24 protein-coding genes are annotated in these 24,208 nt (G+C 63.4%); 10 read left to right on the forward strand and 14 right to left on the reverse strand.

From position 1 onward, the window contains the following. Positions 1-58: 58 nt before the first annotated feature. From ACFIQF_RS16165 to ACFIQF_RS16175, 3 genes are all read right to left on the reverse strand, one after another. Positions 59-343 carry a XapX domain-containing protein gene (locus ACFIQF_RS16165; protein ID WP_393944420.1) on the reverse strand — a complete coding sequence of 95 codons (285 nt, stop codon included), beginning with the start codon at positions 341-343 and terminating at the stop codon, positions 59-61. A gap of 81 nt (positions 344-424) precedes the next feature. Then, on the reverse strand, positions 425-1,123 hold the full coding sequence (locus tag ACFIQF_RS16170; RefSeq protein WP_393944422.1) for a hydrolase: 699 nt from the start codon (positions 1,121-1,123) through the stop codon (positions 425-427). Positions 1,124-1,169: 46 nt separating this feature from the next. Further along, positions 1,170-1,880: a pirin family protein gene (locus ACFIQF_RS16175; protein WP_393944423.1), complete on the reverse strand. Its 711-nt coding sequence runs from the start codon at positions 1,878-1,880 to the stop codon at positions 1,170-1,172. A 325-nt stretch (positions 1,881-2,205) separates the two neighbouring features. Here ACFIQF_RS16175 and ACFIQF_RS16180 point away from each other — a divergent pair, with 325 nt between their 5' ends. Continuing rightward, on the forward strand, positions 2,206-3,132 hold the full coding sequence (locus ACFIQF_RS16180) for a LysR family transcriptional regulator (protein WP_393944425.1): 927 nt from the start codon (positions 2,206-2,208) through the stop codon (positions 3,130-3,132). Here ACFIQF_RS16180 and ACFIQF_RS16185 read toward each other — a convergent pair whose 3' ends face one another. Then, positions 3,133-4,089 (reverse strand): DMT family transporter, encoded by a 957-nt coding sequence (locus ACFIQF_RS16185; RefSeq protein WP_393944427.1) that lies wholly within the window; start codon positions 4,087-4,089, stop codon positions 3,133-3,135. A 337-nt stretch (positions 4,090-4,426) separates the two neighbouring features. Here ACFIQF_RS16185 and ACFIQF_RS16190 point away from each other — a divergent pair, with 337 nt between their 5' ends. The 4 genes from ACFIQF_RS16190 (at position 4,427) to ACFIQF_RS16205 (ending at position 6,992) form a co-directional block, all read left to right on the forward strand. Further along, positions 4,427-4,810, forward strand: coding sequence for a VOC family protein (locus ACFIQF_RS16190; protein ID WP_393944429.1), 384 nt, complete (start codon positions 4,427-4,429; stop codon positions 4,808-4,810). Between the two features lie 157 nt (positions 4,811-4,967). Then, positions 4,968-5,579, forward strand: coding sequence for a class I SAM-dependent methyltransferase (locus ACFIQF_RS16195; RefSeq protein ID WP_393944431.1), 612 nt, complete (start codon positions 4,968-4,970; stop codon positions 5,577-5,579). Positions 5,580-5,653: 74 nt separating this feature from the next. Further along, on the forward strand, positions 5,654-6,427 hold the full coding sequence (locus ACFIQF_RS16200) for a tRNA-uridine aminocarboxypropyltransferase (RefSeq protein ID WP_393944433.1): 774 nt from the start codon (positions 5,654-5,656) through the stop codon (positions 6,425-6,427). A gap of 232 nt (positions 6,428-6,659) precedes the next feature. Then, the gene (locus tag ACFIQF_RS16205) at positions 6,660-6,992 is read left to right on the forward strand and encodes a DUF4148 domain-containing protein (RefSeq protein WP_393944434.1); all 333 of its coding nucleotides are present in this window, start codon (positions 6,660-6,662) and stop codon (positions 6,990-6,992) included. Positions 6,993-7,125: 133 nt separating this feature from the next. On the opposite strand, the gene ACFIQF_RS16210 is transcribed toward ACFIQF_RS16205, so the two are convergent. The 3 genes from ACFIQF_RS16210 to ACFIQF_RS16220 all read right to left on the reverse strand — a co-directional run bounded on the left by ACFIQF_RS16210 (position 7,126) and on the right by ACFIQF_RS16220 (position 9,317). Continuing rightward, on the reverse strand, positions 7,126-7,368 hold the full coding sequence (locus ACFIQF_RS16210; protein WP_393944435.1) for a hypothetical protein: 243 nt from the start codon (positions 7,366-7,368) through the stop codon (positions 7,126-7,128). 98 nt (positions 7,369-7,466) lie between these two features. Further along, positions 7,467-8,162: a DUF924 family protein gene (locus tag ACFIQF_RS16215; RefSeq protein ID WP_393944437.1), complete on the reverse strand. Its 696-nt coding sequence runs from the start codon at positions 8,160-8,162 to the stop codon at positions 7,467-7,469. 78 nt (positions 8,163-8,240) lie between these two features. Beyond that, positions 8,241-9,317 (reverse strand): acyltransferase family protein, encoded by a 1,077-nt coding sequence (locus ACFIQF_RS16220; RefSeq protein ID WP_393944439.1) that lies wholly within the window; start codon positions 9,315-9,317, stop codon positions 8,241-8,243. A gap of 478 nt (positions 9,318-9,795) precedes the next feature. Between ACFIQF_RS16220 and ACFIQF_RS16225 the strand changes: the two genes are divergently transcribed. Both ACFIQF_RS16225 and ACFIQF_RS16230 read left to right on the forward strand, forming a co-directional pair. Then, positions 9,796-11,820: an acetoacetate--CoA ligase gene (locus ACFIQF_RS16225; protein WP_393944440.1), complete on the forward strand. Its 2,025-nt coding sequence runs from the start codon at positions 9,796-9,798 to the stop codon at positions 11,818-11,820. A 62-nt stretch (positions 11,821-11,882) separates the two neighbouring features. After that, positions 11,883-13,118 carry a multidrug effflux MFS transporter gene (locus ACFIQF_RS16230; protein ID WP_393944442.1) on the forward strand — a complete coding sequence of 412 codons (1,236 nt, stop codon included), beginning with the start codon at positions 11,883-11,885 and terminating at the stop codon, positions 13,116-13,118. A gap of 591 nt (positions 13,119-13,709) precedes the next feature. Here ACFIQF_RS16230 and ACFIQF_RS16235 read toward each other — a convergent pair. The 7 genes from ACFIQF_RS16235 to ACFIQF_RS16265 all read right to left on the reverse strand — a co-directional run bounded on the left by ACFIQF_RS16235 (position 13,710) and on the right by ACFIQF_RS16265 (position 21,426). After that, complete coding sequence (locus ACFIQF_RS16235) at positions 13,710-14,855, reverse strand: M20 family metallopeptidase (protein ID WP_393944443.1); 1,146 nt, start codon at positions 14,853-14,855, stop codon at positions 13,710-13,712. 41 nt (positions 14,856-14,896) lie between these two features. Beyond that, entirely contained in the window at positions 14,897-15,781 is an 885-nt protein-coding gene (locus ACFIQF_RS16240) for an alpha/beta fold hydrolase (RefSeq protein ID WP_393944445.1), read from the reverse strand. Between the two features lie 9 nt (positions 15,782-15,790). Continuing rightward, positions 15,791-16,801 (reverse strand): ABC transporter ATP-binding protein, encoded by a 1,011-nt coding sequence (locus ACFIQF_RS16245; RefSeq protein ID WP_393944446.1) that lies wholly within the window; start codon positions 16,799-16,801, stop codon positions 15,791-15,793. After that, positions 16,798-17,775 carry an ABC transporter ATP-binding protein gene (locus ACFIQF_RS16250; protein WP_393944448.1) on the reverse strand — a complete coding sequence of 326 codons (978 nt, stop codon included), beginning with the start codon at positions 17,773-17,775 and terminating at the stop codon, positions 16,798-16,800. Before ACFIQF_RS16250 ends, ACFIQF_RS16245 begins: the two co-directional genes overlap by 4 nt. After that, the gene (locus tag ACFIQF_RS16255; protein ID WP_393944547.1) at positions 17,775-18,701 is read right to left on the reverse strand and encodes an ABC transporter permease; all 927 of its coding nucleotides are present in this window, start codon (positions 18,699-18,701) and stop codon (positions 17,775-17,777) included. The genes ACFIQF_RS16250 and ACFIQF_RS16255 overlap by 1 nt, the downstream gene beginning before the upstream one ends. After that, a complete protein-coding gene (locus ACFIQF_RS16260) occupies positions 18,701-19,675 on the reverse strand; it encodes an ABC transporter permease (RefSeq protein WP_393944450.1) in 975 nt (324 codons plus the stop codon). Before ACFIQF_RS16260 ends, ACFIQF_RS16255 begins: the two co-directional genes overlap by 1 nt. 134 nt (positions 19,676-19,809) lie before the next feature. Beyond that, positions 19,810-21,426, reverse strand: coding sequence for an ABC transporter substrate-binding protein (locus ACFIQF_RS16265; RefSeq protein ID WP_393944451.1), 1,617 nt, complete (start codon positions 21,424-21,426; stop codon positions 19,810-19,812). A gap of 361 nt (positions 21,427-21,787) precedes the next feature. Between ACFIQF_RS16265 and ACFIQF_RS16270 the strand changes: the two genes are divergently transcribed. The 3 genes from ACFIQF_RS16270 to ACFIQF_RS16280 are packed head-to-tail and all read left to right on the forward strand — an operon-like array spanning position 21,788 to position 24,047. Further along, positions 21,788-22,351, forward strand: coding sequence for a YceB family lipoprotein (locus ACFIQF_RS16270; RefSeq protein WP_393944453.1), 564 nt, complete (start codon positions 21,788-21,790; stop codon positions 22,349-22,351). 57 nt (positions 22,352-22,408) lie between these two features. Then, a complete protein-coding gene (locus ACFIQF_RS16275) occupies positions 22,409-23,110 on the forward strand; it encodes a glutathione binding-like protein (RefSeq protein WP_393944455.1) in 702 nt (233 codons plus the stop codon). A 46-nt stretch (positions 23,111-23,156) separates the two neighbouring features. Continuing rightward, a complete protein-coding gene (locus ACFIQF_RS16280; RefSeq protein WP_393944456.1) occupies positions 23,157-24,047 on the forward strand; it encodes a pirin family protein in 891 nt (296 codons plus the stop codon). Positions 24,048-24,208: the final 161 nt, after the last annotated feature.

The following is a 24,208-nucleotide window of genomic DNA, read 5'->3' on the forward strand; positions in this document are numbered from 1 at the left end:
AGCTGAGGTGATGACTTTGCGGCGTGTTGTCATGGGGCGATCTCTGTGGTGGGGTGGCTCAGGAATCCTGCGCTGGCGCGGCAGGCTTGCTGGTGCTGGCCGATGCCGCTTTGCCCGGCAGTTGGCCCAGCACGTGGTCGGTGGCTTGGCACTCCACGCAGGCCTCGCCAAAGCCGGCACCGGCCATCAGCTTTTTGCCCACGGGCACGATTTGCTCACCCACCAGAATGCCCAGCAACCCCACCAGGGCGACCAGCGGCGGTGCGGGCGAGCGCACCTGGATCAGGCTGTAGATGATGCCGACGAGCAGGCCCGCGGCAAGGGAGAAGGCATAGAGTTTCATGGTGCACCGCCCTGTCTGGCTGGATGGGAAGGCGGTGGCGCCGCACGGCTGCTGCGGCGGCGCTACCGCGGCTGCACAGAATTACTTTTTGGCGGGGTTGGGGCCAATGGTGTCGCCGTGCTTCACGCGCTCTGGCGCCTTGTGCACCATGGTGTAGCAATAGTCCACGCCCATGCCGTAAGCGCCCGAGTGCTCGCGCACGATGTCCATCACCGCGTCATAGGTGTCGCGCTTGGCCCAGTCGCGCTGCCACTCCAGCAGCACTTGCTGCCAGGTCATGGGCACCACGCCGGCTTGGACCATGCGGTCCATCGAGTACTTGTGCGCATCCATCGAGGTGCCGCCCGAGGCGTCGGCCACCATGTAGATTTCGTAGCCGGCATCGTGCATGGCCGACAGCGCAAAGGTGTTGTTGCAGACTTCGGTCCACAGGCCCGAGACGATGATTTTCTTGTGGCCCTTGGCCACGTTGGCAGCCAGCGCGTCACGCACATTCTGGTCGTCCCACGAGTTCATCGAGGTACGCTCCAGCAGCTTGTGCGTGGGGAATACGCTCAGCAGCTCGGGGTAGGTGTGACCGGAGAAGCTGTCCGTCTCGACCGTGGTGATGGTGACGGGCACGTTGAACACCTTGGCCGCCTTGGCCAGGCCCACCACATTGTTCTTGAGCGTCTGGCGATCAATCGACTGCACGCCAAAAGCCATCTGCGGCTGCTGGTCGATAAAGATCAGCTGGCTGTTTTGCGGGGTCAGGACTTCGAGGTAGTTGCGGTTAGACATGAGGGAGCCTTTCCATTGGTACAGAGGGGAGGAGAACAGCAGCCGATTACTGCAGAGGGGCAGCATCGACCAGCACCACTTCGGTGTCTTCGGTCGCGGTGATACGGATGGTTTCTTCGCCATGGATGGCCGCGCCATCCTGCTTTTGCAGGGCTACGCCATTGACGCTGGCGCTGCCGGTGGCCAGCACCAGGTAGCCATAGCGATCAGTGCTGGAGAAGCGGTATTCCACGCTTTCACCGGCCTTGACGGTGGCGCCCAGAACGCGAGCGTCGGCACGCAGCGGCAGCACGTCCTTGTCGCCCGCAATGCCGCTGGCCAGCGTGACAAATGCGCCGTGGCGATCGCCCTTGGGGAAGGCTTGCGAGCCCCAGCTGGGCTTTTCGCCCTGGCGGTTGGGAATGATCCAGATCTGGAAGATGCGGGTGGTGCCCGGCTCCAGGTTGTATTCGGCGTGGGTGATGCCGGTGCCTGCGCTCATCACCTGCACATCGCCAGCAGGCGTGCGGCCCTTGTTGCCCAGGTTGTCCTGGTGGGTGATGGCGCCTTCGCGCACATAGGTGATGATTTCCATGTCCGCATGCGAGTGCGGCGGAAAACCGGTCTGCGACTCGATCGTGTCGTCGTTCCAGACCCGCAAAATGCCCCAGTGCATGCGCTGCGGATCGCGGTAATCGGCAAACGAGAAATGGTGCTTGGTATCGAGCCAACCGTGGTTGGCTCCACCCAGACTCTCGACAGATCGACGTTCAATCATGGCAGCCCTTTGCAATCAAGAAAGCGCCTACTATAAAATCAATTAATCGAATTGATACATATCAGTTGTGTCAAAAATATAAAAGCAGCTATTCGTTTTTTGCGCCCTGCGTCCGGCATCTGGCTGCGTTATCAAGGGTTTACACCGGGAAACCGAGCCAGCTCCCGCAGGCGTTTTCCCAGTCTTTCCAAATAATTGCTGAAAAATTTACCGTCTGCGCTAGGCGTTTTCGGACAGGCTTTGTAGGTCCGTGCTGACAAGCAGATGCGCCAGCAGCCGCATCATGCTTGCCATGGGCTGCTGCCCGCCATCTGCCTCCCACCGCATGAAACACCTGCCTGATCTGGAAGCCTGGGCCATTTTTGCCACTGTGGCCCGCAGCGGCTCCTTTGCCCGCGCCGCCGTAGAACTGGGGCTCTCGCAAGCCACCGTCTCCAAGGCCGTGGCCCGGCTGGAGGCGCGCATCAAAGCCCACCTGCTGCACCGCACTTCGCGCCAGCTGTCTTTGACTCCTGCGGGCGAAAGCGCTTTGCAAAGAGCGGCCCATCTCTTGCAGGAAGGCCACGCGCTGGAGGCGGAGATTGCCGACCAGTCCGCCAGCCTGCGCGGCCCCATCCGCATTGCCGCGCCCATGTCGTTCGGGCTGGCGCGGCTCGCGCCGATCCTGCCGGGCTTCATGCAACAACACCCGGACGTGCAACTGGACATCAGCTTCAGCGACGCCCAGGTCGACCTGATCCGCGACCGCTACGACCTGGCCCTGCGCATTGCCAAGCTGGACGATTCCAGCCTGATCGCGCGCCAACTCTGCACCGTGAAGATTTTTCTGGTGGCCAGTCCCGATTACCTCGCCCAACACGGCCGGCCGCAACACCCGAGCGAGCTCGCGCTTCACCACGCACTGCACTACAGCCTTGCCGCCAGCGGTGAGCTGTGGCGCTTTGCGCATCCAACGCTGGGAGAAGCCAACCAGCAGGTGCCGATGCGCCTGGCAGCCAACAATGCCGAGGCGCTCAAACCCGCGCTGCTGGCCGGGCTGGGCCTGAGCTTGCAACCGGCTTTTCTGGTGTGGCAGGAGCTACAAGACGGCCGCCTGGAGAATGTCTTGCCCGAGTGGCAACCCACGCCGATCGCCTTGCATGTGCTCACCCCGCCAGGCCGCAGCCGCCCGGCGCGTGTGCAGGCGTTTATCGACTACGCTGTGCAGCAGTTTGTGCGAGAGCCCTGGGCGGAGTTGCAGGCCGAGCCGTGATCAGCGCCCCGCCGCTGCAACCGCAGCGGGTGCAGGCGTGCGCCGCCCCCAGTTCATCACCGCTGTACCGGCCACCGCCAATGCGCCGCCGATGAGCATGGAGGCATCCACGCTCTCGCCCAGCCACAGCGCCGAGCAGATCACCCCGATTACCGGCACCAAGGTGATATAGCCCGAGGCCGCCCCGGCGCCCAGCGCTTTCACGCCATCAAAATACCAGGCGTAGGCCAGCGCTGTGGAGCCCCAGGCCAGAAAAAGCAGCGCACCCCAGGAGCCCGCATCAGCATGCAACACGCCGGCCAGGCCTTGCGGCCCTTCGAGCACCAGGCTGCCAAGCAAAAGCATGATGGCACCCATGGTTGAGGTAACGGCGGTGGTGGATAGCGCGTCCACGCCCGTCAGGATGGCGCGGCCGATCAGCGTATAGCTCACCCAGCAGGCCACGCAACCCAGAATCATCAGCTCGCCCAGGCCCAGGCCAGTGCTCAGCAACTGCCAAGGATTGCCGTGCGAGATGACCAACACCGCGCCAATGGCCGCCACCAGCATGCCCAGGCCGATGGTACGGTTGAGCCGCTCGCGGAAGATCCAGGCCGCCAGCAACAGAGTCAGCACCGGGTTGAGCGTGATCACCAGGGCCGCTTTGCTGGCCGGCAGATGCTGCAAACCGCTCAGAAAAAAGGCCGCATAGCCAAACACGCCCACCGCCGCCGCGGCGGCCATGCCCAGCCAGCGCTTGGCCGACCAGGTTTTGAGCTGGCCCATGCCGCCCGCCATGTACAGCCACGGCAACAGCACCAAGCTCGCCAGCACAAAGCGCAGGCCCGAAGCCGCCATGGGCGGCATGTGCTGCGCCACGATGCGGCCCGCCGGCCAGGAAGCGCCCCACAGCAAAGCCATGCCAATCAGCCGCAGGTGCGAAGAGGCCTGCGGCCCCAGTATTTTTTGCAGATTCATAAACAACACCGAGGGCAGCGGCCCCTCTCACCAGCGCCCGGACATCAGGGCGGATCCGCTGCGCTCGCCACTATAGCGATGCAGCCCCGGCCTTGCGGTCGCCAGCGCACGCGGGCGACCGCCAAGCGGGGGCATGTGGGCTGCGCCAAGACACAGCCGAAGCATTTGTGCCAAACCGGCTGCGCCGCACTTGCAGTGGCCAATTGCTACCAAAACAAGAGCAACCCAGAAGCACACCATCGTCGGCACCATCGGTGTCGCGCGCTTAACGCGGAGGCACGGGCAATCGTCGCTATAGTGGTCTTTGTTACACACCGAACATCCCTAGGAGACACCCATGTTCAACCACATCATGCTGGGCACCAACGACCTGGAGAAATCGCGCCAGTTCTATGACGCCTTCCTCGCCGTGCTGGGCGCGCCTGCTGGCGTCGCCAACAAAAACCGCTACTTCTGGCGTGCCAACGGCGGCACCTTCAGCGTCAGCACACCCATCAACGGCGAACCCGCCACGCACGGCAACGGCTCCACCACCGGCTTTGCCTGCACCTCCACCGAACAAGCCGACGCAGCGCATGCCGCCGGCATTGCCGCAGGCGGCGTGACCTGCGAAGACCCACCCGGCTGGCGCGGCGAAGGCCCTGCCGCGCTCTACCTGGCCTATCTGCGCGATCCGGACGGCAACAAGCTTTGCCTGGCCTACCGCAAGCCCAAGGCTTGAGCCAGGCTCGAAAAGCCAAACCAACAACGGGCAGCGATGCCCGTTTTTTTGTTTCTGCCCGCGCGCCAATACCGCAGCGGGCCACGCGCTGCGGCCAGCTGGTCCATACTTCGGCGCTCAGCGCGCATGTGGCCGCGTTGCTTGGCAAGGAGACAGGGTGCAGTCAGCGGACAAGGAATGGTTTGACGAGGCGTATTACCAGCGCTTTTATTTCGACAAGAAAACCAGCGTCGTCGACCAGGCGCATGTGGCGCGCCTGGGCGCCTTTGTCTGCAGCTATTTGCAATACCTGCGCGTGCCCGTGCAGCGCGTGCTCGATGTGGGCTGTGGCATTGGCCTGTGGCGCGAAGCCATTGCCCAGCACTTTCCGCAAGCCAGCTACCACGGCGTGGAATACAGCGAATACCTGTGCGAGCGCTACGGCTGGGAGCGCGGTTCGGTCATCGATTACCAACCCGCCGACGGCGAGCCTTTCGACCTGGTGATCTGCCAAGGCGTGCTGCCCTATTTGAGCCCGGCCGATCTGAAACGCGCGCTGGCCAATCTGGCCCGCCTCAGCCGCGGCGGCCTGTATGTAGAGGCCGTAGCCAAAGAGGATTACGAGCGAGAAATCATCGACGAAGAGCTGACCGACCCGCGCCTGTACCGCCACCGCGCCGATCTTTACCGCCGCGGCCTGGCCCAGGGCTTTACCGAGCTGGGCGGCGGCGTCTGGCTCAGCCAGCGCTGCGAAGTGCCGTTGTTTGCGCTGGAGTCGGTCAAGGCTTGAGCGGCTTGGCGCCTGCCTGCAACCCAAAACCGCGCAGCACATTGCGCCCGCCCAAAGCACCGACAATAGCGCCCGTGTCATCCTCCCCCGCACCCGTTTCTCCCCATGCCGTCTCGCGCCTGCGCAGCGAGCGCCTGACCCGCAGCACCCGGCCGTTTCTGGCCCGTGGCGGCCCCAAGGGCGAGCGCTGCGAGGGTTGCCGGCTGCGCCCCAGCCACTGCATTTGCGCGCTGCGCCCCACCCAGCCCACACAGGCGGGCATGTGTCTGCTGATGCACGATGCCGAGCCGCTCAAACCCAGCAACACCGGTTGGCTGATTGCCGATGTGGTGGCCGAGAGCTTTGCCTTTGGCTGGTCGCGCACCGAGGTGGATACCGGGCTGACGACGCTGCTGAACGACCCGCAATGGCAGCCCTATGTAGTGTTTCCGCAAGAGTTTGTGCAGCCGCCCAGCCGCGTGGTGCAAACGCTGCCCGCCACCACGGCGCCGGGCAAGCGGCCCTTGTTCATCTTGCTCGATGCCACCTGGCCCGAAGCACGCAAGATGTTCCGCAAAAGCCCGTATCTGGAGCGCTTTCCGGTGCTGAGCTTGCACCCGGACCACCTCTCGCGCTACAAGCTGCGGCGCTCGCGCCGCGACGAGCATTTCTGCACCGCCGAAGTGGCTGCGCTGTGCCTCGATCTGGCGGGCGACCAGCACGCCGCGCAAACGCTGGAAGCCTATCTGGACGTTTACACCCACCACTATCTGCAAGCCAAACACCAGTTGCCGCCCGACTGGAACAGCGCCGCTCACCAGCAATTGGCCGCTTTGCAGCTGCCTGTGGACGCAGCTATCCGCTCCTGAAAACAGAGCATCAAGCGCTTGCCAGCACTAGCTCTTCCTTGCCTTCAGCGGCCCCAACATTCTGGTCGGACCAAAGTTCAACAAATATTGACATCAAATACAGAACAATACGTTATCTTTGGCCCCGTTTATCCAAAATAGACCCAGCCATAAACTCAATCCATCGAAACGCGAGAGGCTCGCACGAGGCTGTCACAGGGACAGGCCAGCCCCCCTCGCAAGGAGTTGAGCAATGACGAAGACAGGTATTTTTTCCGCCGCTGGTTTGGCTGCAGCCCTGCTGTTGACAGGCGCTGCACAAGCGGCCAGCACCGATCCCGTGGGCGATGGCTCAGATTACCCCGCCTATGCCCCCAGCACCAACAGCCTGACCCGCGCCCAAGTGCAGGCCGATTTGGCCCAGGCGCAGCGTGATGGCACCATGGTGATGCGCGGCGATCACATGAACACCTACGGCGAAGCCCGGCAGCCTTCGACGCGGACCCGCGAGGAAGTGCGCAATGAAGCGGCTGCCGCACTGCGCGCAGGCAAAATCCCCGAAGGCGACGGCTATTTCGGCGAATAAGCCCCCGAGCCCGCCAACATAAAAACACCAACGCACAACGCCCGCTGCAGCCCCACTGCGGCGGGCGTTTTTTCTTCTGCTGTCGGCCGCGCTGTTTGCGGCCGATCTGCCGTATGTATGCGCCAGACTGCGCTCAGTCCACAGCAAAGCCTCTTTCGGTCAGCTGCACTTCTCCGTTGGGGCCGTACTGCAGCCAGCCTTGGCCGCGTGCGTACTCTATCGCCAATTGCTGGTCTTCGGTGCTGAACTGGTTGCGCGTCAGCAGGTGCTGCAGCACATCGGGCATCAGGCCTTCGCCGGCACGCAATTTCTGCTCGTTCACCAGCAGGTAGAGCATGTGCTTGGCGTTGCGTTGAATTTCTGCGGGGGTGGTCATGGCATCAGATCCTTATGAAGTGTGGGGCGCGGAAAACGCCTTGCCAACAACATAGCGCGCGGGTTGGCGCTTGTCTGTGAGACAAGTTCAATCTCGGGCTAAAAACCGGCGCCCGGTTGCGCCAGATAGGCCTGCTCGGCGGCCGTGCTGCTGCGCCCCAGCGCCGCATTGCGGTGCGGGAAGCGGCCAAACTCCGCAATCACCTGCTGGTGGCGGAACGCATAGTCGAGCGAGCCGCGCAGATAGCTCTGCAAGGTTTCGTCACCCGCCGCGCTTGCCACCAAGTCGGTAAAAGCTTGCACGCTGCGCGCTTGCTCGGCCAGCACTTCGCTGTGCTCCATGGGCAGGTACACAAACACGCGCACTACGGCCGGCAGCAACTGGTCCTGGCCTTGCGCTTGCATGCGGTGCGACAAAGCCAGCGCTCGCGCATCGCCAGCAAAAGCCTGGGCAGTGTTGCGGTAGATGTTGCGGCTGAACTGGTCGAGCAGCACGATCAACGCCAGCGCCGACCAGGGCTCGCCCTCCCAATCGGCCAGGCCACCGGCCATGGCGGCCTCTACGGCAGGCCCGAACTGTTGGCGGATCTGCTCGTCCAACTCGTCCGATTTGGCGAACCAGATCTGCTTGTTGCGCAAGGCATCGGCATTGCTGGGGCGGGCACTGCCAAACCAGAAGTGCAGAACGGAGTCGGGCGTGGCGATGGGCGCAGAAGCGGTCGTAGCAGTCACGGCATGGGCTTTCAAAGACAAGATAAGGCTTTGTAGCAAATCCGCTTTGCCGGCACGGCGCATAGGCCCATGCCCGGCAATACGGCAGGCGTAAAAAAGGACGGCACCTGGCCGTCCTGGTTTGTGTTGGCCGCCGGGTTTTTACACCGTACGGGCCGTGCGCTTGACCGGCAAGACGGCAGGGCGCCGCGCCCCGCGATCGCGCCATTGCAAGGCCCAGCGCTCTACGGTGTAGAACGACATGGCCGCCAGACCGGCCGAGATGGGCAGACCGATGGCCAGCACCCAAGCCCAGTCCATGTGGGCGCGCAGCAGGCGCACCACCGGGTAATGCCAGAGGTAGATGCCGTAAGACATTTTGCCCAGCCACACCAGCGATGGCAGGCTCAGCATCTCATACAGCGCGCCCTTGTGCTTGCTGACGGCAATGATCACCGCCGCCGCAGCCAGCTCGGCCAGCGCAAAGCCCCAGAGCAGCGCATCCATGTCGTCCCACTTGAAGCCCACCACCAGAAACGGGAACACCGGCAGCAACCACAGCAGGTACTTTTGCCGCGCATGCAAAGCGTCCATCCACTCAGGCCGGTGTACGGCCACGGCGGCCAGCAAACTGCCCAGCAGCATGCCGGTGGCGCGGGTATCGAAGCGGAAGAAAATCTCGTAGAACAGCTGCTCTTGCACCACCCAATAGGCGCGCCAGACAAAGGCCAGCACCACCAGCAGCAACACCGGGCGCCACAGCTGCTTGCGCGCACTGTGCGCCAGCAGCAAGGCCAGCAACAGCGGCCAGACCAGGTAGTAGTGCTCTTCGACCGAGAGCGACCACATGTGCAGCAAGGTGTTGGGGCTGTCGAAGAAGGCAATGCCGTAATCGGCCAGGTAGAGCGCGGAGACCAGCACGTCCTGGTTCACATCATCGAGATCGGGCCAGATCAGCGGCGCAAACACCCAGTACGCGGCCAGAAACAGCAGCAGCGCCGGCGCCAGGCGCAAAAAACGGCGGGCATAGAAACGCCAAAAATCCAAACGGCCCGCTTGCTGATACTCCTTGAGCAGCAGCGAGGTGATCAGATAGCCGCTGAGCACAAAGAACAGATCGACGCCAAAAAACGCCCCATCAAACAGGGGAGCATGGGCATGCGACAGGAACACCAACACAATCGCCACCGCGCGCAAACCATCCAGCGCCGGGTTGTACTTCAAACGCAAAGCAGACAAAACTCACACACTCCCTACATCGCGTGCCGGCCCCATGCACCAAGCCACGCGCCCAGACTGCCCCATGACAACCGCTGCGCCCAATGGGCGCCTGCAGCGCGCGGGCGCTGCCTTGTCTGGGGTTGAACAACAATGCGTATCTAACGCTTCGAACAGCGTAAACGCTGACCGGGGCCTGGCGCCTTGGCGACGCTCCAGGGTGGACGCAGGCGCAAAAAACCACTGCGTGCCAGCGCCCGCTGGCGCCCCATGCCTGGAGCAAAATGCGCCATGCATTAAGCCCGGGCAATACCGAGCCTAATGCATGTGCTGCGCCAAGGCTGCGCTATTTTGTTACGAGCGCAGCGACCTTGCAGGCGCTCGCCTATTCCACGTGCTGGCCGGCTGTGCTACCCAGGCGACAGCGCTTGCGTGCTTTCCCCCATGCCAGCCACCGCACCATTGCGTACGCTGGGCGCCAGCATTATTTTTGAAGCGTATGACTGCGAGCGCCCTCTCCCCGATTCCCCAAATCCGCCACTACCAAGACTGGCTGGCCCAACAACACGGCTTGCGTTTTGCCGATTACGAAGCCCTGCATGCCTGGTCGGTCGAGCAGCTGGCCGATTTCTGGCGCAGCATCTGGGATTACTACCAGCTGCAATCGCCCACGCCCATCACCCAGGTGCTGAGCGACGAGCCCATGCCCAACGCCCGCTGGTTCCGTGGCGCGCAGGTGAGCCTGGCGCGCCAGCTGTTGCGCCATGTGCAGGCGGCCGAGCAAGCGGGTCAGCCGGCCATCATCAGCGACAACGAACGCGGCGAGGCCCAGAGCATGGGCTGGGCCGAGCTGCAGCGCCAGGTGGCCTCGGTGGCTATTGCGCTGCGTCAATTAGGCATCGAACGCGGTGACCGCGTGGCCGCCTACCTGCCCAATATTCCGGAAACCATCGTCGCCATGCTCGCCTGCACCAGCATTGGCGCCGTATGGAGCGTGTGTGCGCCCGACATGGGCGTGGCTGCCGTGGTAGACCGCTTCAAGCAAATCGAGCCCAAGGTGCTGATCGCGGTAGATGGCGTCTTCTACGGCGGCAAGCCGCTCGACCGCAGCGAAGTCGTGCAGTCGCTGCTCGATGCGCTGCCCACCGTGCAACACCGCCTGGTGGTACGCAGCCCTTACGCGGCTGAGCCCGTGCCCGACAGCCACGATTGGCACGACTGGCAGTGGGCCACCCAGCAAGATGCGCAGGCCGTGGCTGCGTTCGAGCCCGAATGGCTGCCTTTCGACCACCCAATCTGGATCGTCTACTCCAGCGGCACCACCGGCCTGCCCAAGCCCATCGTGCACGGCACCGGCGGCATCTTGCTTGCCATGCATGTGGCCGGCCTGCAAAACGACCTGGGCGCCAGCTACAGCGCCACCAACCGCAACGAGCGCTTTCTCTGGTACAGCTCTACCGGCTGGGTGATGTGGAACCTGCAGGCCTGCGGCCTGCTGATGGGCACCACCATCAGCATTTTCGACGGCCACCCCGCCGGCAGCAGCAGCCAGCCCGACTGGGGCGTGCTCTGGCGCTTTGCCGCCAAGCACGGCGTCACCATTTTTGGCGCCGGCGCGGCCTACTACAACAACTGCATGAAAGCCGGGCTCGATCTGACAGCCATCCCCGGCTTGCAACAAGTGCGCACCTTGGGCAGCACCGGCTCGCCGCTGGCCCCCGAGGTGCAACGCTGGGGCAGCGCGCAACTGGCGGCGCTGGGCGCGGGCGAAGTGTTCTGGTGCAATGTCTCGGGCGGTACCGACTTTTGCGGCGCCTTCATCGGCGCCAACCGCGAGCTGCCGCAAGTGCCAGGCCTGATGCAGTGCCGCTGGCTGGGCAATGCCGTGGAAGCCTGGAACGAGCAAGGCCAGCCGGTGCGCGACGAAGTGGGCGAGCTGGTCTGCATCAAACCCATCCCCTCCATGCCGCTGTACTTCTGGAACGACCCGGGCAAACAGCGCTATCTCGACAGCTATTTCGACCACTGGCCCGGCATCTGGCGCCACGGCGACTGGATACAGATCAACAGCGACGGCAGCTGCATCATCTACGGCCGCAGCGACGCCACCATCAACCGCCAAGGCCTGCGCATGGGCACCAGCGAAATCTACAACGCCATCGAGGCGCTGCCCGAGGTGCAGGATTCGATGGTGGTCGATCTCGAATACCTCGGCAAAGACAGCTATATGCCGCTGTTCCTGGTGCTGCGCGAAGGTTTGACGCTGGACGCAGCGCTGCAAAGCAAAATCAACCAGGCCATCCGCACCGCGCTCTCACCGCGCTTTGTGCCCGACACCATCGAGCAGGTGGAAGCCATACCGCGCACGCTCACCGGCAAAAAACTGGAGCTGCCGATCAAAAAACTGCTGCTCGGCCAGCCCGCCCGCAAAGTGCTGAACCCCGAGACCATGGCCAACCCGGCCTGCCTCGCCTGGTACGAGAGCTACGCGCAAAAGCATTTGGCCAGTCTGGCCCCAGCCTGAGCCCCAGCGGCGCGGCCTGCCGTCATACGCGTTTTGCGCGTATCGGCGACAATCGCGCCCCTATGTCTGACACTTCTGCTGCTTCCCGCTCCGAAATCTCGCTGCGTCTGGTCCTCATCCTGGGCCTGCTCTCGGCCGTCGGGCCGTTTGCCATCGACATGTATCTGCCCGCACTGCCACAGATCGGCGCCAGCCTGAACGCACCGGTGGGCGCGGTACAGGCCAGCCTCACCGCCTTTTTTCTGGCACTCGGCGTAGGCCAGCCACTGTTTGGCACCCTGGCCGACATGTGGGGGCGCAAAAAGCCGCTCTATCTGGGCCTGGGCATTTTTGTGCTGGCCAGCGTGGGCTGCGCACTGGCGCAAGACATCCACACCCTGGTGGTACTGCGCTTTGTGCAAGGCATGGGCGCGGCAGCCGGCATGGCGATTCCCCGCGCCGTGGTGCGCGACATGCACACCGGCCACCAGGCCGCACGCTTCATGTCGCTGCTGATGCTGGTGTTCAGCGTATCGCCCATCCTGGCGCCGCTGGCAGGCAGCGCGGTGATTGCCGTGGGCGGCTGGCGCCTGGTGTTTTGGGTGGTGGCCGTGGCGGCCATCATCGGCCTGGCCGCCATGCTGCGCGGCATGCCCGAAACGCGCGATGCCGCCGCCCGCAGCGACAGCAGCCTGGGCACCGCCCTCAAGGCCTACGTCTTTTTGCTGCGCGACTGGCATTACCTGGGCCTGGTGTTCATCGGCGGCTGCGCCATGGCTGGCTTTTTTGTTTACCTGGCCGGCTCGCCGTTCGTGCTGATCAACCACTACGGTCTGAGCACCACGCAATACAGTCTGGCGTTTGCCTTGAACGCGATTGCGTTTATCGGCGCCGCCCAGTTCACCGGCCCGCTGGGCAAGCGCTTTGGCCTGGTGCCGCTGGTCAAGGTGGCCGCCAGCGCCAGCGGCGTGGTGATGCTTTGCATGCTGGCCTATTACCTGCTGGGCGGCGACCAGTTGCTGGTGCTGATCGGCCTGTACTTCATCGCCAGCGCCTTGATGGGCCTGGTGATCCCGACCACCTCGGTGCTCGCACTCGAAGAGCACGGCGAGATAGCCGGCACCGCCTCAGCCCTGCTCGGCACCTTGCAAATGCTGAGTGGCGCGATAGCAATGCAAATCGTTGGTCTGTTCTCCACCGGCAAGCCGCTGCCCATGGTGGTGGGCATGGCCACTGGGGCGTTGTGCGGCGTGCTGCTGACCTGGATTACGCTGGGGGGCGAGCGCAACGCGGAGCGTTATGCGGATAGTTTGCAATAACGGCTCTGGGCGCCGTGACGATCTCGATACGGCGCTGAGTGCTTAAAGTACTCGTCCGCAGCGGTAAAGTCTGCGCTTTGCACAGATTGGATAGGCTGTTTTTCTAACTGGCGTTGCTGGTTTTTTGCATGCCGCAGCTGGCCGGGTCTCGCCCCGGCAGGCGACCTCCCTTTTTGTTACACGACAAAAAGCGAGGGGAAAAAACGTGCCCTACATCCAGCGTCCCCGAAAGCTTCGCGTAGCGAATCTTTCGCGGCAACCTGCGCTCGAAGCAAACGACGGCGTGCGGTGGAACTCGCTGCGACCCAAGGGTCTTCGCTCAAACAGCCACCGCAAGTTAGAGCACGAAGTTTGGCTGTCCTGCGGCAGCCAAACCGCCGGCGTTTACTCCGATCGCAGGCGCTGGCTGAAGGGGTGGGGGAACAGCCAACAGCCCGCGAGAATTGCGCCCTTTCACATCTGCTCAGTTCAGGGTTTATCGCTGTCGAAATACATAAGCAGGTGATGCCTTACGACCTATGTCGCATCTCAATCGAGATGCGTAAGCAGGTGATGTCTTAACCCGTGGTTCGGCATTACCGATGCAGCATCTCAGTCGAGATGCGTCAAGAGGTGGAGCCAAAAGCGAGCCCGCATCTCCAAAGTAGAAACCAAGATGTATTCGGTCACGGTGTGAGCGCCATCGCCATCGGCGCCCAAACCATCGAGCGATGGCACGCCCATGGCGGAGGTGAAGTTGGCGTCGCTGCCGCCGCCGGTGGGCGGGGCTTCTTCCAGGGCAAAGCCGGCCTCTTTGGCCGATTGCTGCACGCGGGCCAGCAAGGCCTCGGCCTTGGCGTCTTTGACCATGGGCGGGCGGTTCACTTCCACATCAATGTCCAGCGACACGCCTTCGCCCACCGGGCGCAGTGCGCGCATCTTGCCGACCAGCTCGTCAGCGGCGGCCAGATCGGGCAGGCGAAAATCCACCACGCATTTGCAGAAAGCGGGCACGGTGTTGGTGGCGGTGCCGCCTTCGATCTTGCCTACGCTCACGGTCACGCCGCGCTGGTAATCGGTCATGGCTTCCAGCGCCAGAATCTGGTGGGCCATTTCGCGGATCGCGCTGCGGCCTTTCTCGTGCGCCACGCCAGCGTGCGATGCCAGGCCTTTGACGCCCAGGCGCAGCATGCCCGTGCCCTTGCGTGCAGTCACGCAGCGGCCACCGTTGGCGCGGGCGGGCTCGGCCACCAGGCAGTACTTGGCGTTGCTGGCAAAGGCCTCGATGTGTTTGCGCGATGCGTGGCTGCCGGTTTCCTCATCCGGCACGATCAGCAGATCCACCGGCAGCGGCGTGCTGCCCGGCTTGGCCGCCGCGCTGAGCGCCGTCAGCGCCAGGTAGATGCCAGCCTTCATGTCATAGCCACCGGGGCCATACAAGCGGTCGCCTTCAATGCGGATCGGGTTGTCGGCCAGCATGCCGATCGGGTGCACCGTGTCCGAGTGGCCCAGAATCAACAGGCCTGGGCGCGTATCGCCTTCGGCGCGATTGGTGATGTGCAGCAGCGGCAAAGCCGGGCCAGCGCCGTGTTTGCCTTCGGCCCGCGTTGCGCTCACGGTGGCGCGCAGGCCAGCGGCAGCAGCCTGGGCGCGCATCATCTCGACCATGCGCTCCAGCGCGGCCGGGTCGCTCGACGGCGATTCGCAACGCATCCAATCCGAGATGCCATCGACCAGTTGTTGGGTGGTGGTTTGCATAGTCTTGTTTCCTTGGTCTTTTCTGTTTTGACTTGATCTGATCAGGCTGTAGTACGCCCAGCCCATTGCGCCAGCCAGGCAGCGTCGGGCATGCGCCCTTCAAACCACCAGTGCGCGCAAACATGGCTCATGGCTTCGCCGTCGTGACCAATGCCGGCCACATCGTGCAATTGCCAGGCCAGCGGCACGCCCAGTTGCGCTGCAGCTTTTTGGCCGGCTTCAAAGTAGTGGTGCGCACGCGCAAAGCGGTGCGGGCCTTGGCGCAGGGCGGCGGGCTCGGCCGGCAAATTGGGATCACTGGTATCAGTGTCCTGGTCGCCCGCCAGAATGATGAGCGGCGTGGCCAGCAAGCGTGCCAGTGCATCGGCTGGCAAGCCGATATTGGCCAAGCCTTCGGGAAAGCTCAGGGTCGCATCGGGCAAGGTGTACCAGCCCGGGTTGCCCGCCACGACGCCGGCAAAACCTTGCGCACCCAAGGTGCTGACAAAGCGGTGCACAAACTGGCCGCCCGCTGAATGGCCGAACAGGTACAAAGGCTGGCTGCGCACAACGCCCAGCTCGCGCAACCGCTGCGCCAGGGTTTTGACGGCCTGGTACGACCAGTAAGCGCTGTCGCGCAAATCACCATCTTCAGTCCAGACACTGCCGTTGTTATAGCTTTCCACACCCGGCCAATGCTCGTTGCCGAAAGTGGGCGCAATGATCTGCAGGCCATAACGGTCTGCAGCGGGTATCCAGAAATCGCGGTAATCGTCGCCATTGCGCAGCACGCCATGCTGCACCAGAACGACGGGCGCATCGGCCGCTACGCCTTGCGGGCGATAGCAATGCAGCGTGATGGGCAGGTAGAGCGAGCCATTGCCCGCCTGCCAATCCAATGCAAAGCGGCCTTGCTGTTGGCTGAAATTTTGCAGAGTCATTTCCATGGATGCTTCTCAAACCGGGTCTTGCAAATGGCAGGCGCTAACGTGGCCGGGCGCAATCTCACGCAGCTGCGGCACTTCTTGCTTGCAACGCTCCATGGCGTGCGGGCAACGCGGGTGGAAAGTGCAACCCGAGGGCGGGTTCAGCGGCGACGGGATCTCGCCCTTGATGGGCACGAACACCCGCTTGCGCCGCGCCACATCGGGCACCTCGGCCAGCAAGGCCTGGGTGTAAGGGTGCTGTGCATTGCCAAAAATTTCAGCCGTAGGCGCCATCTCGACAATCTTGCCCAGGTACATGATGGCCACGCGGTCCGAGATGTGGCGCACCACGCCCAGATCGTGGCTGATGAACATGTACGTCAGCCCACGCTGTGCACGCAGATCCATGAACAGGTTGATCACCTGCGCCTGGATGGACACGTCGAGTGCCGCCACCGGTTCGTCGCAGACCAGAAAATCCGGCGTCACCATCAGCGCGCGGGCAATGCCGATGCGCTGGCGCTGGCCGCCCGATATCTGGTGCGGGAAGCGGCTGCGGTATTCGGTGGCCAGGCCCACTTCGGCCAAGGCGGCATCCACGCGAGCCGGGATTTCGCCCGCTGGCGCCAGCCGGTGCACCTGCAATGCCTCGCCCAGAATCTGCTGCAATTTCTGGCGCGGGTTCAGCGATGCCTGCGGATCCTGGAACACCATTTGCACGCCCAGCGTGTAGGCCAGGTGGTCCTTGCCGCCCAGGGTTTTAACGTCGCGCCCCTGGTAGAGCAGCTCGCCTTCGGTAGCAGGGTGCAGGCCGGCGACGACGCGGCCCAAGGTGGATTTGCCGCAGCCCGATTCGCCCACCAGGCCCAGTACTTCGCCTTTGGCGATTTGCAAGTTGACGCCGTTGACGGCGTGCACGGTGCGGGTTTGCGCCGGTTGGCGCGCCACCGCGCCGACAATTTTCTGCAGCAGATCGGGCGTGCTGACAAAGCGCTTGTGCACATTGCGCAACTCGATCACGGGAGGGGTATTGGTGCTCATGCGGCAGGCGCTTCCAAAGGATCAAAGCAGCGGAACTCGCGGCCCGGAATGGTGGTAACAGGCGGCTGCTCGGCCACGCACTGTGGCGTGGCGCGTGTGCAGCGCGGTGCAAACGCGCAGCCCGGCACGCGGCCCGAGAGGCTGGGCGCCATGCCATTGATTTGCGCCAGGCGCGCGCCCGGCGTGGCCTGCGCGGGCAGCGAGTTGAGCAAGCCTTGCGTGTAGGGGTGGCGCGGCGCATCCAGCACCTTGGCCACGGTGCCGGTCTCGACAATGCGGCCGGCATACATGACGGCCACGCGATCGGCCAGCTCGGCGATCACGCCCAGATCGTGCGTGATCCAGATGAGCGCCGTGCCTTGCTCCTGGCAGATTTGCTGCATGCGGTAGAGGATCTGGCCCTGGATCGTGACGTCGAGCGCCGTGGTGGGCTCGTCGCAAATGATCAGGTCCGGCTTGTTCAGCATGGCAATCGCAATCGCCACGCGCTGGCGCATGCCGCCCGAGAACTCGTGCGGGTAGCTGCGCAAGCGCTTTTCCGGCGCCGGAATGCCCACCATGGCCAGCGCCTCGACACAGCGCTTGATCGCGTCGGCCTTGGGCATTTTCTGGTGCGCGTTGATGGCTTCGAGCATCTGCTCTTCGATGCGCAGCACCGGGTTGAGCGTCATCAGCGGGTCTTGGAAGATCATCGCGATGCGGTCGCCGCGCAGCTTGCGCATGGCCTCGGGCGGCAGAGCGCGCAAGTCCTGGCCCTTGAACAGCACCTGGCCTTGCGTGACTTCGCCGGGCGCGTCGATCATGCCGAAGATGGAGAAACCGGTGACCGATTTGCCCGAGCCCGATTCGCCCACCAGGCCCAGAATCTCGCCCGGTTGCAGGCTGATATGGATGTCGCTGACCGCCGGCCATGCGCCCTCTTCGGTGTGGAACACCGTTTGCAGGTTGTGTACTTCAAGCAAAGGGGTAGTCATTACTTCCTCGGGTCCAGGGCTTCACGCAGACGGTCGCCGATCAGGTTGATCGACAAAATCAAGGCCAGCAAGGCGAGGCCGGGGAACATGCTGATCCAGTAGTCGCCCGACATCAGGTACTGAAAACCATTGGCGATCAGCAGGCCCAGCGAGGGCTCGGTGATCGGCACGCCCACGCCCAGGAAGGACAGCGTCGCCTCCAGCACGATGGCGTTGGCGATCTGGATGGTGGCGAACACCATCACCGGGCCCATGCAGTTGGGCAGCAGGTGGCGCGTCATGATGCGCCAGGCCGGAAAGCCCAGGTTCTTGGCCGCTTCGATGTATTCCTTTTTGCGCTCTTGCAGCGCCCGGCCGCGCATGATGCGCGCGTAATGCGCCCACTGCACCAGCACGATGGCGATCACCACTTTGTCCACACCGCGGCCCATGATGGCCAGCAGCACCAGCGCCACCAGAATGGTGGGAAAGCCGAGGATGAAGTCGACAATGCGCATCAGCACCGTGTCCACCCAGCCGCCCATGTAGGCGGCCACCAAGCCGACCAGGCTGCCGATGATGGTAGCCAGCGCCACCGCGCTCAGGCCCACCATCAGGCTGATGCGCAGGCCGTGCAAGATGGCCGAGAGCATGTCGCGGCCCTGGTCGTCGGTGCCCAGCCAGTAGGTCATGCCCGAGGCGGCTTTGGAGGCTGGTGGCAAGCGCCCGTCCATCAGGTCGAGCGCGCCCAGGTCATAGGGGTTTTGCGGCGACAAAAACGGCGCCAGCAGCACCACCGCCAGCAATACGATGAGCGCAATCACCGCGCCTTTGACGGACGGTTTGCTGCGCAGTTTTTTCAGAATGGCGCGGCGCTGCGGCGTGTCTTGCAAAGGCTGCGCGCGCGGGCTGCTGTCGATGGTCATGGGCGTTTTTTCCGGCTGCATCATTGCGCCTCCTGCAGCTGTACGCGGGGATCAAGCACGGCGTAGAGCAAGTCCACCACCAGATTGATCATCACAAAGATAAAAGTCACCAGCATCACGTAGGCCACGATGACCGGGCGGTCGAGCTTGTAGATGCTGTCGATCAGCAACTTGCCCATGCCGGGCCAGGCAAACACGGTTTCGGTGATGGTGGAATACGCCAGCAGGTGGCCGAATTCCATGCCGATGACCGTGACCACCGGGATCAGGATGTTGCTCAGAATGTGGCGCGTGAGAATGCGGCGCTCGCTGATGCCTTTGGCGCGGGCGAACTTGACGTATTCCTGCGTTTTGGCTTCCATGACGCCGGTAGCCGTCAAGCGCAGCACCAGCGCAATATTGGCCAAGGCCAGGTTGATGGCCGGCAGCATCAGGTGACGCCAGCCATCTGCGGTGAACAGCGAGAAAGGCACGCCAAAGACATCGACCGTGTCGCCCCGGCCCGAAGCGGGCAGCCAGCGCAGCCAGACGGCGAACATCAAAATCAGCATCATGCCCTGCCAGAAATTGGGCAGCGAGAAGCCGAGCACCGAGCCGCCCATCAAACTGCGGCCCAGCGGCTTGTCGTTGTACAGGCCGGCAATCAGGCCGAGGGGAATGCCGATCAGGCAGGTCATGCCAATGGCCACCAGCACCAGCTCGAACGTGGCCGGGAAGCGCTGCACGATCAGCTCGATGGCCGGGATGCCATGCACGAACGAGGTGCCCAGATCGCCCTGGAAAGCACGCACCAGAAAGCTCCAGTACTGCGCCCACACGGGCAGATCCAGGCCCAGGCGCTGAATCATGGCCTGGCGATCGGCATCGCTGGCCTCGGCGCTCACCAGCAGCTCGATGGGGTCGCCCACGGCATAGACTGCCATGAACACCACCAGCGACACCGCCAGCAGCACCAGAAAACTTTGCACCATGCGGCGCAGGATATAGACGATCACGTTGCGTCCTTCGTGGGCAGCGCCCAGGCAAGCCCGGGCCGCTGCAATAGAAAATCACAAGGCCCGCATTCCCACCCTTGGGCGCATGCGGGCCGTCAGCGCCATGGTGTTTGCCTCGGCGCGGCTGGTGGCGCTTACTTGGCCGGTTTGACCGAGGTGGCCAGCGTGTACTGGTCGCGGCGGCCTTCGTAGCTCAGGCCCTTTTTGAAGGCCCAGATGCTGCTCTCAAAGTGCAGCGGAATCAGCGGTACGTTGTCCAGAGCGATCTTGGTCGATTGCTCCAGCATCGGCTTGCGCTTGGCGGCGTCCACCGTCTTGGCGGCGGGGATGTAGACCTTGTCGAACTCGGCATTGCTGAAGCCGCCGTAGTTGCTGGTGCCCAGGCCCTTGGGCGAATCGGTCGAGGCCACCCACAGCTGGAACAGGCCCGAGGCTTCGCCGTTTTCCGACGGCCAGCCGCCCATGGCAAAGCTGAACTCGCGCTTGGCACGCTTGGGGAAGTAGATCGAGGCGGTCATCGCGTCGACCTTGGTCTTGATGCCGATGCGCGTGAGGTACTGCGCCACTGCCTGGGCAATGGCGGCATCGTTCATGTAGCGGTCGTTGGTGGACGACAGCGTCAGCTCAAAGCCGTTGGGGTAGCCGGCGTCGGCCAGCAGCTTCTTGGCGGCCTCAGGGTCGAACTTGATCTCGGGCACCTTGGCCAGGCCGCCGAACATGCCGTCGGGCATGTACTGGTTGGCGGGCGTGGCCATACCGTCCATCAGGCGCTGCACGATGGCCTTGCGGTCGATGGCCATGTTGATGGCCTGGCGCACGCGCAGATCTTGCAGCGGGTTCTTGCCATCAGGGGCGGTAACGAAAGGCGATTTGTCGCGGCCGATATCAGGCTGGAAGAACACCAGGCGCGTGGAAGGCGTGGCCACAAAAGCCAGCTTCTTGTCTTCCTTGATGCGTGCCAGATCGCGTGCAGCGGGGTTTTCGATCAGGTCGTAATCGCCCGACATCAGGCCGGTCAGGCGCGGGCCGGCGTTGGGCACGGCCACCATCTTGACGGTTTGCCAGTGGGCCTTGGGGCCCCAATAAGCGTCGTTGCGCTCGAGCGTGATGCCCGTGCCCTTGACATAGGACTTGAGCTTGAACGGGCCGGTGCCGATAGCCATCTTGCCGCTGTTGAAATCAGCCACCGTGGGCCAGGCGCCCTTGTAGCCGCAGCCTTCCTTGGGCGCGAAATGCAGCTTGGCGTTCTGGATGATGCTGCTCGAGATGATGGGCAGGCTGCGCGCAAACTCGGCCGGGATCAGCGGCACGGGCTCGCCGGTCTTGATGACCACGGTGTAGTCATCGGGCGTTTGCACGTCGGTGATGAGCTTGGTCGTGTCCATGTACGACTGCGACACGTTGGTCTCGTTGTTGAGCGTGCGGCAGATGGTGAACAGCACGTCTTGCGCGGTAAAGGGCGCGCCGTTGGAGAACTTCACGTCCTTGCGCAGCTTGAACTCCCAGGTCAGGTCGTCCAGGTTCTTCCACGAGGTGGCGAGCGATGGCGTCAGCTCCATGCTGGCGGTGCGGCCGACCAGCGAGTCATAGACATGGGCCGAGAACGAATCGTTCGTCGTCATCTTGTGGTAGTGCGGATCGGCAGCGGTAGGCTCGGAAGCCAGGCCGATGGTGAGGGTTTGTGCGTGCGCAGCGCCGATCAGCGTTGCGCCCAGCAGGGCGAGCGCCCGCTTGCTCAGGGGGAAGTTCATTGTCTGTCCTTTGGATCTTGCGGCCCGAAGCGGCGCTCTGACTGGCACCGGTTTCACAGCCAAAACAGCCGGAGGTCGGTACGCAAGCGCCCGCTTCCTCCAACTGCTGAAAAAGCAGGCACATTCTTACATGAAAATGACGCCGATCCCGCGCTGCAGCATGGCCGAGACTGGGCATTTACCCCATGAAAACAAGCCCCTCGCGCGCCAGCACCGGGCTTTAGTGCATAAGCCGAACAATGTTATGCCAGCTGCGCAACAATGCGCTCCCGCAGCCTGGGAATCCGTCCCGCTGCTTGAGCCGCGGCAGACCCTGCTTGCCGCGTGCCCAGCACTTGCCCCGACATAAAATCGCACCACCATGCGCCGACGCCTTCTTCTTTGCTCCACTTTGTGCGCTGCCACCTGGCTGGCAGGCTGCTCACTGCTCGCCCCGCGCAGCTACACCCTGACGCAAGCCGAGCTGCAAACCATGGTGGCCAAGTCCTTTCCGCGCCAATACCCACTGCTCGGCCTGCTGAGCCTGGAGGTATACGCGCCGACGCTGCAGCTCAAGCCCGAGGCCAACCGCATCAACGCCACCATGACCGCGCAGCTGAGCGGCAAGGTGCTGCGCCACAGCTTTGACGGCGCGATGGACCTGGATTTTGCACTGCGCTACGAGCCCAAGGACCACAGCTTGCGCGCCACCCAGGTGCACGTGAATTCGCTCATGATGACCGGCCTGCCCGACGGCATGAGTGAGATGCTGCAAGCCTACGCCCCGCGAGCTGCCGAGCAGGCGATGAATGACGTCGTCATCCACACGCTGCGTGACGAAGACCTGGCCAAGCTCGACAAGGCCGACCGTCTGCCCGCCACCTTCACCGTCACCAAGGACGGGCTGCGCATCGATTTTGAAGAAAAGCCGAAGACAGGCTCGTAACGCGTTCTGCTTTATGCTCTGCCCATTAGCGCAACAACGCCCTTTTGGAGAGACTGCATGAGCACCCTTGCCAACTTCAGCATCACCCGCAAATGGCCTGCCACCCGGCCCGATCTGCTGCAACTGTATTCGCTGGCCACGCCTAATGGCGTGAAGGTATCGATCCTGCTGGAAGAGCTGGGCATGCCCTACGAGGTGCACCAGGTCAGCTTTGAGAGCAGCGACCAGATGAGCCCGGAGTTTGTCGGCACCTTCCCCAACAACAAGATCCCGGCCATCATCGACCCCAATGGCCCTGGCGGCCAGCCGATCGCGCTGTTCGAATCGGGCGCGATCATGGTCTATCTGGCTGAAAAGACCGGCCAGTTCCTGCCGCTCGACCCCATGCTGCGCTACGACACTTTGCAGTGGCTGATGTTCCAGATGGGCGGCATCGGCCCGATGTTCGGCCAGGTCGGCTTCTTCAACATATACGGCGGCAAGGACTTCGAGGACAAGCGCCCGCTGATGCGCTACGTGAACGAATCCAAGCGCCTGCTCGGCGTGCTCGACAAGCACCTGGCCGGCAAACAGTGGATGGTGGGCGACGAGTACACGATTGCCGACATGGCCATCTTCCCCTGGATCCGCAACATGATCGTGCGCTACAACGCCGAAGAGCTGGTGGGCTGGGGCCAGTACCCCGAAGTCAGCCGCGTGCTCAGCCACTGGCTGCAGCGCCCGGCCGTGCAGCGCGGCCTGCTCATTCCCGCCCGTTGATCCCCGTGCCCGGCCTGCCGGGCGCCCACCTCAGGAGAGATTTTCCATGGCCGATGCCACCGAATTGCAGCGTTTCCCAGCCCGCGTCACCGACGTGGGCGGCGTACCCGTGCTCCGCGCCCTGCCCAACCGCGGCAAGCGCATGGTGGGCGCCTGGTGCTTTCTGGACCACGCCGGCCCCTCGCACTTTGACGAAGGCCCGGGCATGCAAGTGGGCCCGCACCCGCACACCTGCCTGCAAACCTTCACCTGGATGATCGAAGGCGAGGTGCTGCACCGCGACAGCCTGGGCAGCGAACAACCGATCCGCCCCGGCCAGGTCAACCTGATGACGGCGGGCAAAGGCATCGCCCACTCGGAAGAAAGCCTGGGCAAGCCCGATTTCCACGCCGTGCAACTGTGGATTGCACTGCCCAAAGAGCAGCGCTTCATGCCGCCGCGCTTTCAGCACTACCCGGTGCTGCCCAAGCTGACACAGCAGGGCCTGCAAATGACCGTGCTGACCGGCGAATGGCAAGGCCACACGGCGCCCACCGAAGTGCACAGCCCGCTCCTGGCCGTGGACATGGAAAACGCCCAGCCCACCAAGGCCACATTGGCGCTGCGCCCCGATTTTGAATACGGCGTGCTGTGCCTCTACGGCGACCTGCAAGTGAACGGCCAACCCGCGCCCGCCAACGATTTGATCTACCTGCCCGATGGCGGCAACTCGGTCGAGGTGCAGTGCGGCCCCAACTCTCGCTTTATTCTGCTGGGCGGCGAGCCCTACGAAGGCGGTGTGCTGATCTGGTGGAACTTTGTCGGCCAGAGCCAGGAAGAGATCGAAGGCTTTCTGGACAACTGGAATCGCGGCGAAGGCTTTGGCAACCCCGTGGCGTCGCCTCTCCCGCCGCTGGTCGCACCCAAAATGGAAGGCAAGCTGGTGCGCAAAACCTGAGGCGGTAACACAGTGCTTGCGCACTGGGAACCCCTGCCGCCGCCTTTCTGCTTTGATTGCTGAAAACTATTCATACCCCAGGCCGTGTTCACCAAGGACACGGCCTTTTTTCGTGCCCGCAAACAAATGTCATCACCATCGGCGATAGGCATTCTCTGACC

It is taken from the genome of Comamonas trifloxystrobinivorans (assembly GCF_043359985.1).
In the GTDB taxonomy this organism is placed as follows: domain Bacteria; phylum Pseudomonadota; class Gammaproteobacteria; order Burkholderiales; family Burkholderiaceae_C; genus Comamonas; species Comamonas trifloxystrobinivorans.

Coding starts and splice junctions, on each gene's coding strand:
- ACFIQF_RS16235 (WP_393944443.1), bottom strand. CDS start 14,855: ATGCAAACCACCACCCAACAACTGGTCGATGGCATCTCGGATTGGATG.
- ACFIQF_RS16275 (WP_393944455.1), top strand. CDS start 22,409: ATGAGCACCCTTGCCAACTTCAGCATCACCCGCAAATGGCCTGCCACC.
- ACFIQF_RS16180 (WP_393944425.1), top strand. CDS start 2,206: ATGAAACACCTGCCTGATCTGGAAGCCTGGGCCATTTTTGCCACTGTG.
- ACFIQF_RS16210 (WP_393944435.1), bottom strand. CDS start 7,368: ATGACCACCCCCGCAGAAATTCAACGCAACGCCAAGCACATGCTCTAC.
- ACFIQF_RS16280 (WP_393944456.1), top strand. CDS start 23,157: ATGGCCGATGCCACCGAATTGCAGCGTTTCCCAGCCCGCGTCACCGAC.
- ACFIQF_RS16205 (WP_393944434.1), top strand. CDS start 6,660: ATGACGAAGACAGGTATTTTTTCCGCCGCTGGTTTGGCTGCAGCCCTG.
- ACFIQF_RS16245 (WP_393944446.1), bottom strand. CDS start 16,801: ATGAGCACCAATACCCCTCCCGTGATCGAGTTGCGCAATGTGCACAAG.
- ACFIQF_RS16215 (WP_393944437.1), bottom strand. CDS start 8,162: ATGCGCCGTGCCGGCAAAGCGGATTTGCTACAAAGCCTTATCTTGTCT.
- ACFIQF_RS16165 (WP_393944420.1), bottom strand. CDS start 343: ATGAAACTCTATGCCTTCTCCCTTGCCGCGGGCCTGCTCGTCGGCATC.
- ACFIQF_RS16230 (WP_393944442.1), top strand. CDS start 11,883: ATGTCTGACACTTCTGCTGCTTCCCGCTCCGAAATCTCGCTGCGTCTG.
- ACFIQF_RS16240 (WP_393944445.1), bottom strand. CDS start 15,781: ATGGAAATGACTCTGCAAAATTTCAGCCAACAGCAAGGCCGCTTTGCA.
- ACFIQF_RS16255 (WP_393944547.1), bottom strand. CDS start 18,701: ATGCAGCCGGAAAAAACGCCCATGACCATCGACAGCAGCCCGCGCGCG.
- ACFIQF_RS16175 (WP_393944423.1), bottom strand. CDS start 1,880: ATGATTGAACGTCGATCTGTCGAGAGTCTGGGTGGAGCCAACCACGGT.
- ACFIQF_RS16170 (WP_393944422.1), bottom strand. CDS start 1,123: ATGTCTAACCGCAACTACCTCGAAGTCCTGACCCCGCAAAACAGCCAG.
- ACFIQF_RS16185 (WP_393944427.1), bottom strand. CDS start 4,089: ATGAATCTGCAAAAAATACTGGGGCCGCAGGCCTCTTCGCACCTGCGG.
- ACFIQF_RS16250 (WP_393944448.1), bottom strand. CDS start 17,775: ATGACTACCCCTTTGCTTGAAGTACACAACCTGCAAACGGTGTTCCAC.
- ACFIQF_RS16270 (WP_393944453.1), top strand. CDS start 21,788: ATGCGCCGACGCCTTCTTCTTTGCTCCACTTTGTGCGCTGCCACCTGG.
- ACFIQF_RS16190 (WP_393944429.1), top strand. CDS start 4,427: ATGTTCAACCACATCATGCTGGGCACCAACGACCTGGAGAAATCGCGC.
- ACFIQF_RS16225 (WP_393944440.1), top strand. CDS start 9,796: ATGACTGCGAGCGCCCTCTCCCCGATTCCCCAAATCCGCCACTACCAA.
- ACFIQF_RS16265 (WP_393944451.1), bottom strand. CDS start 21,426: ATGAACTTCCCCCTGAGCAAGCGGGCGCTCGCCCTGCTGGGCGCAACG.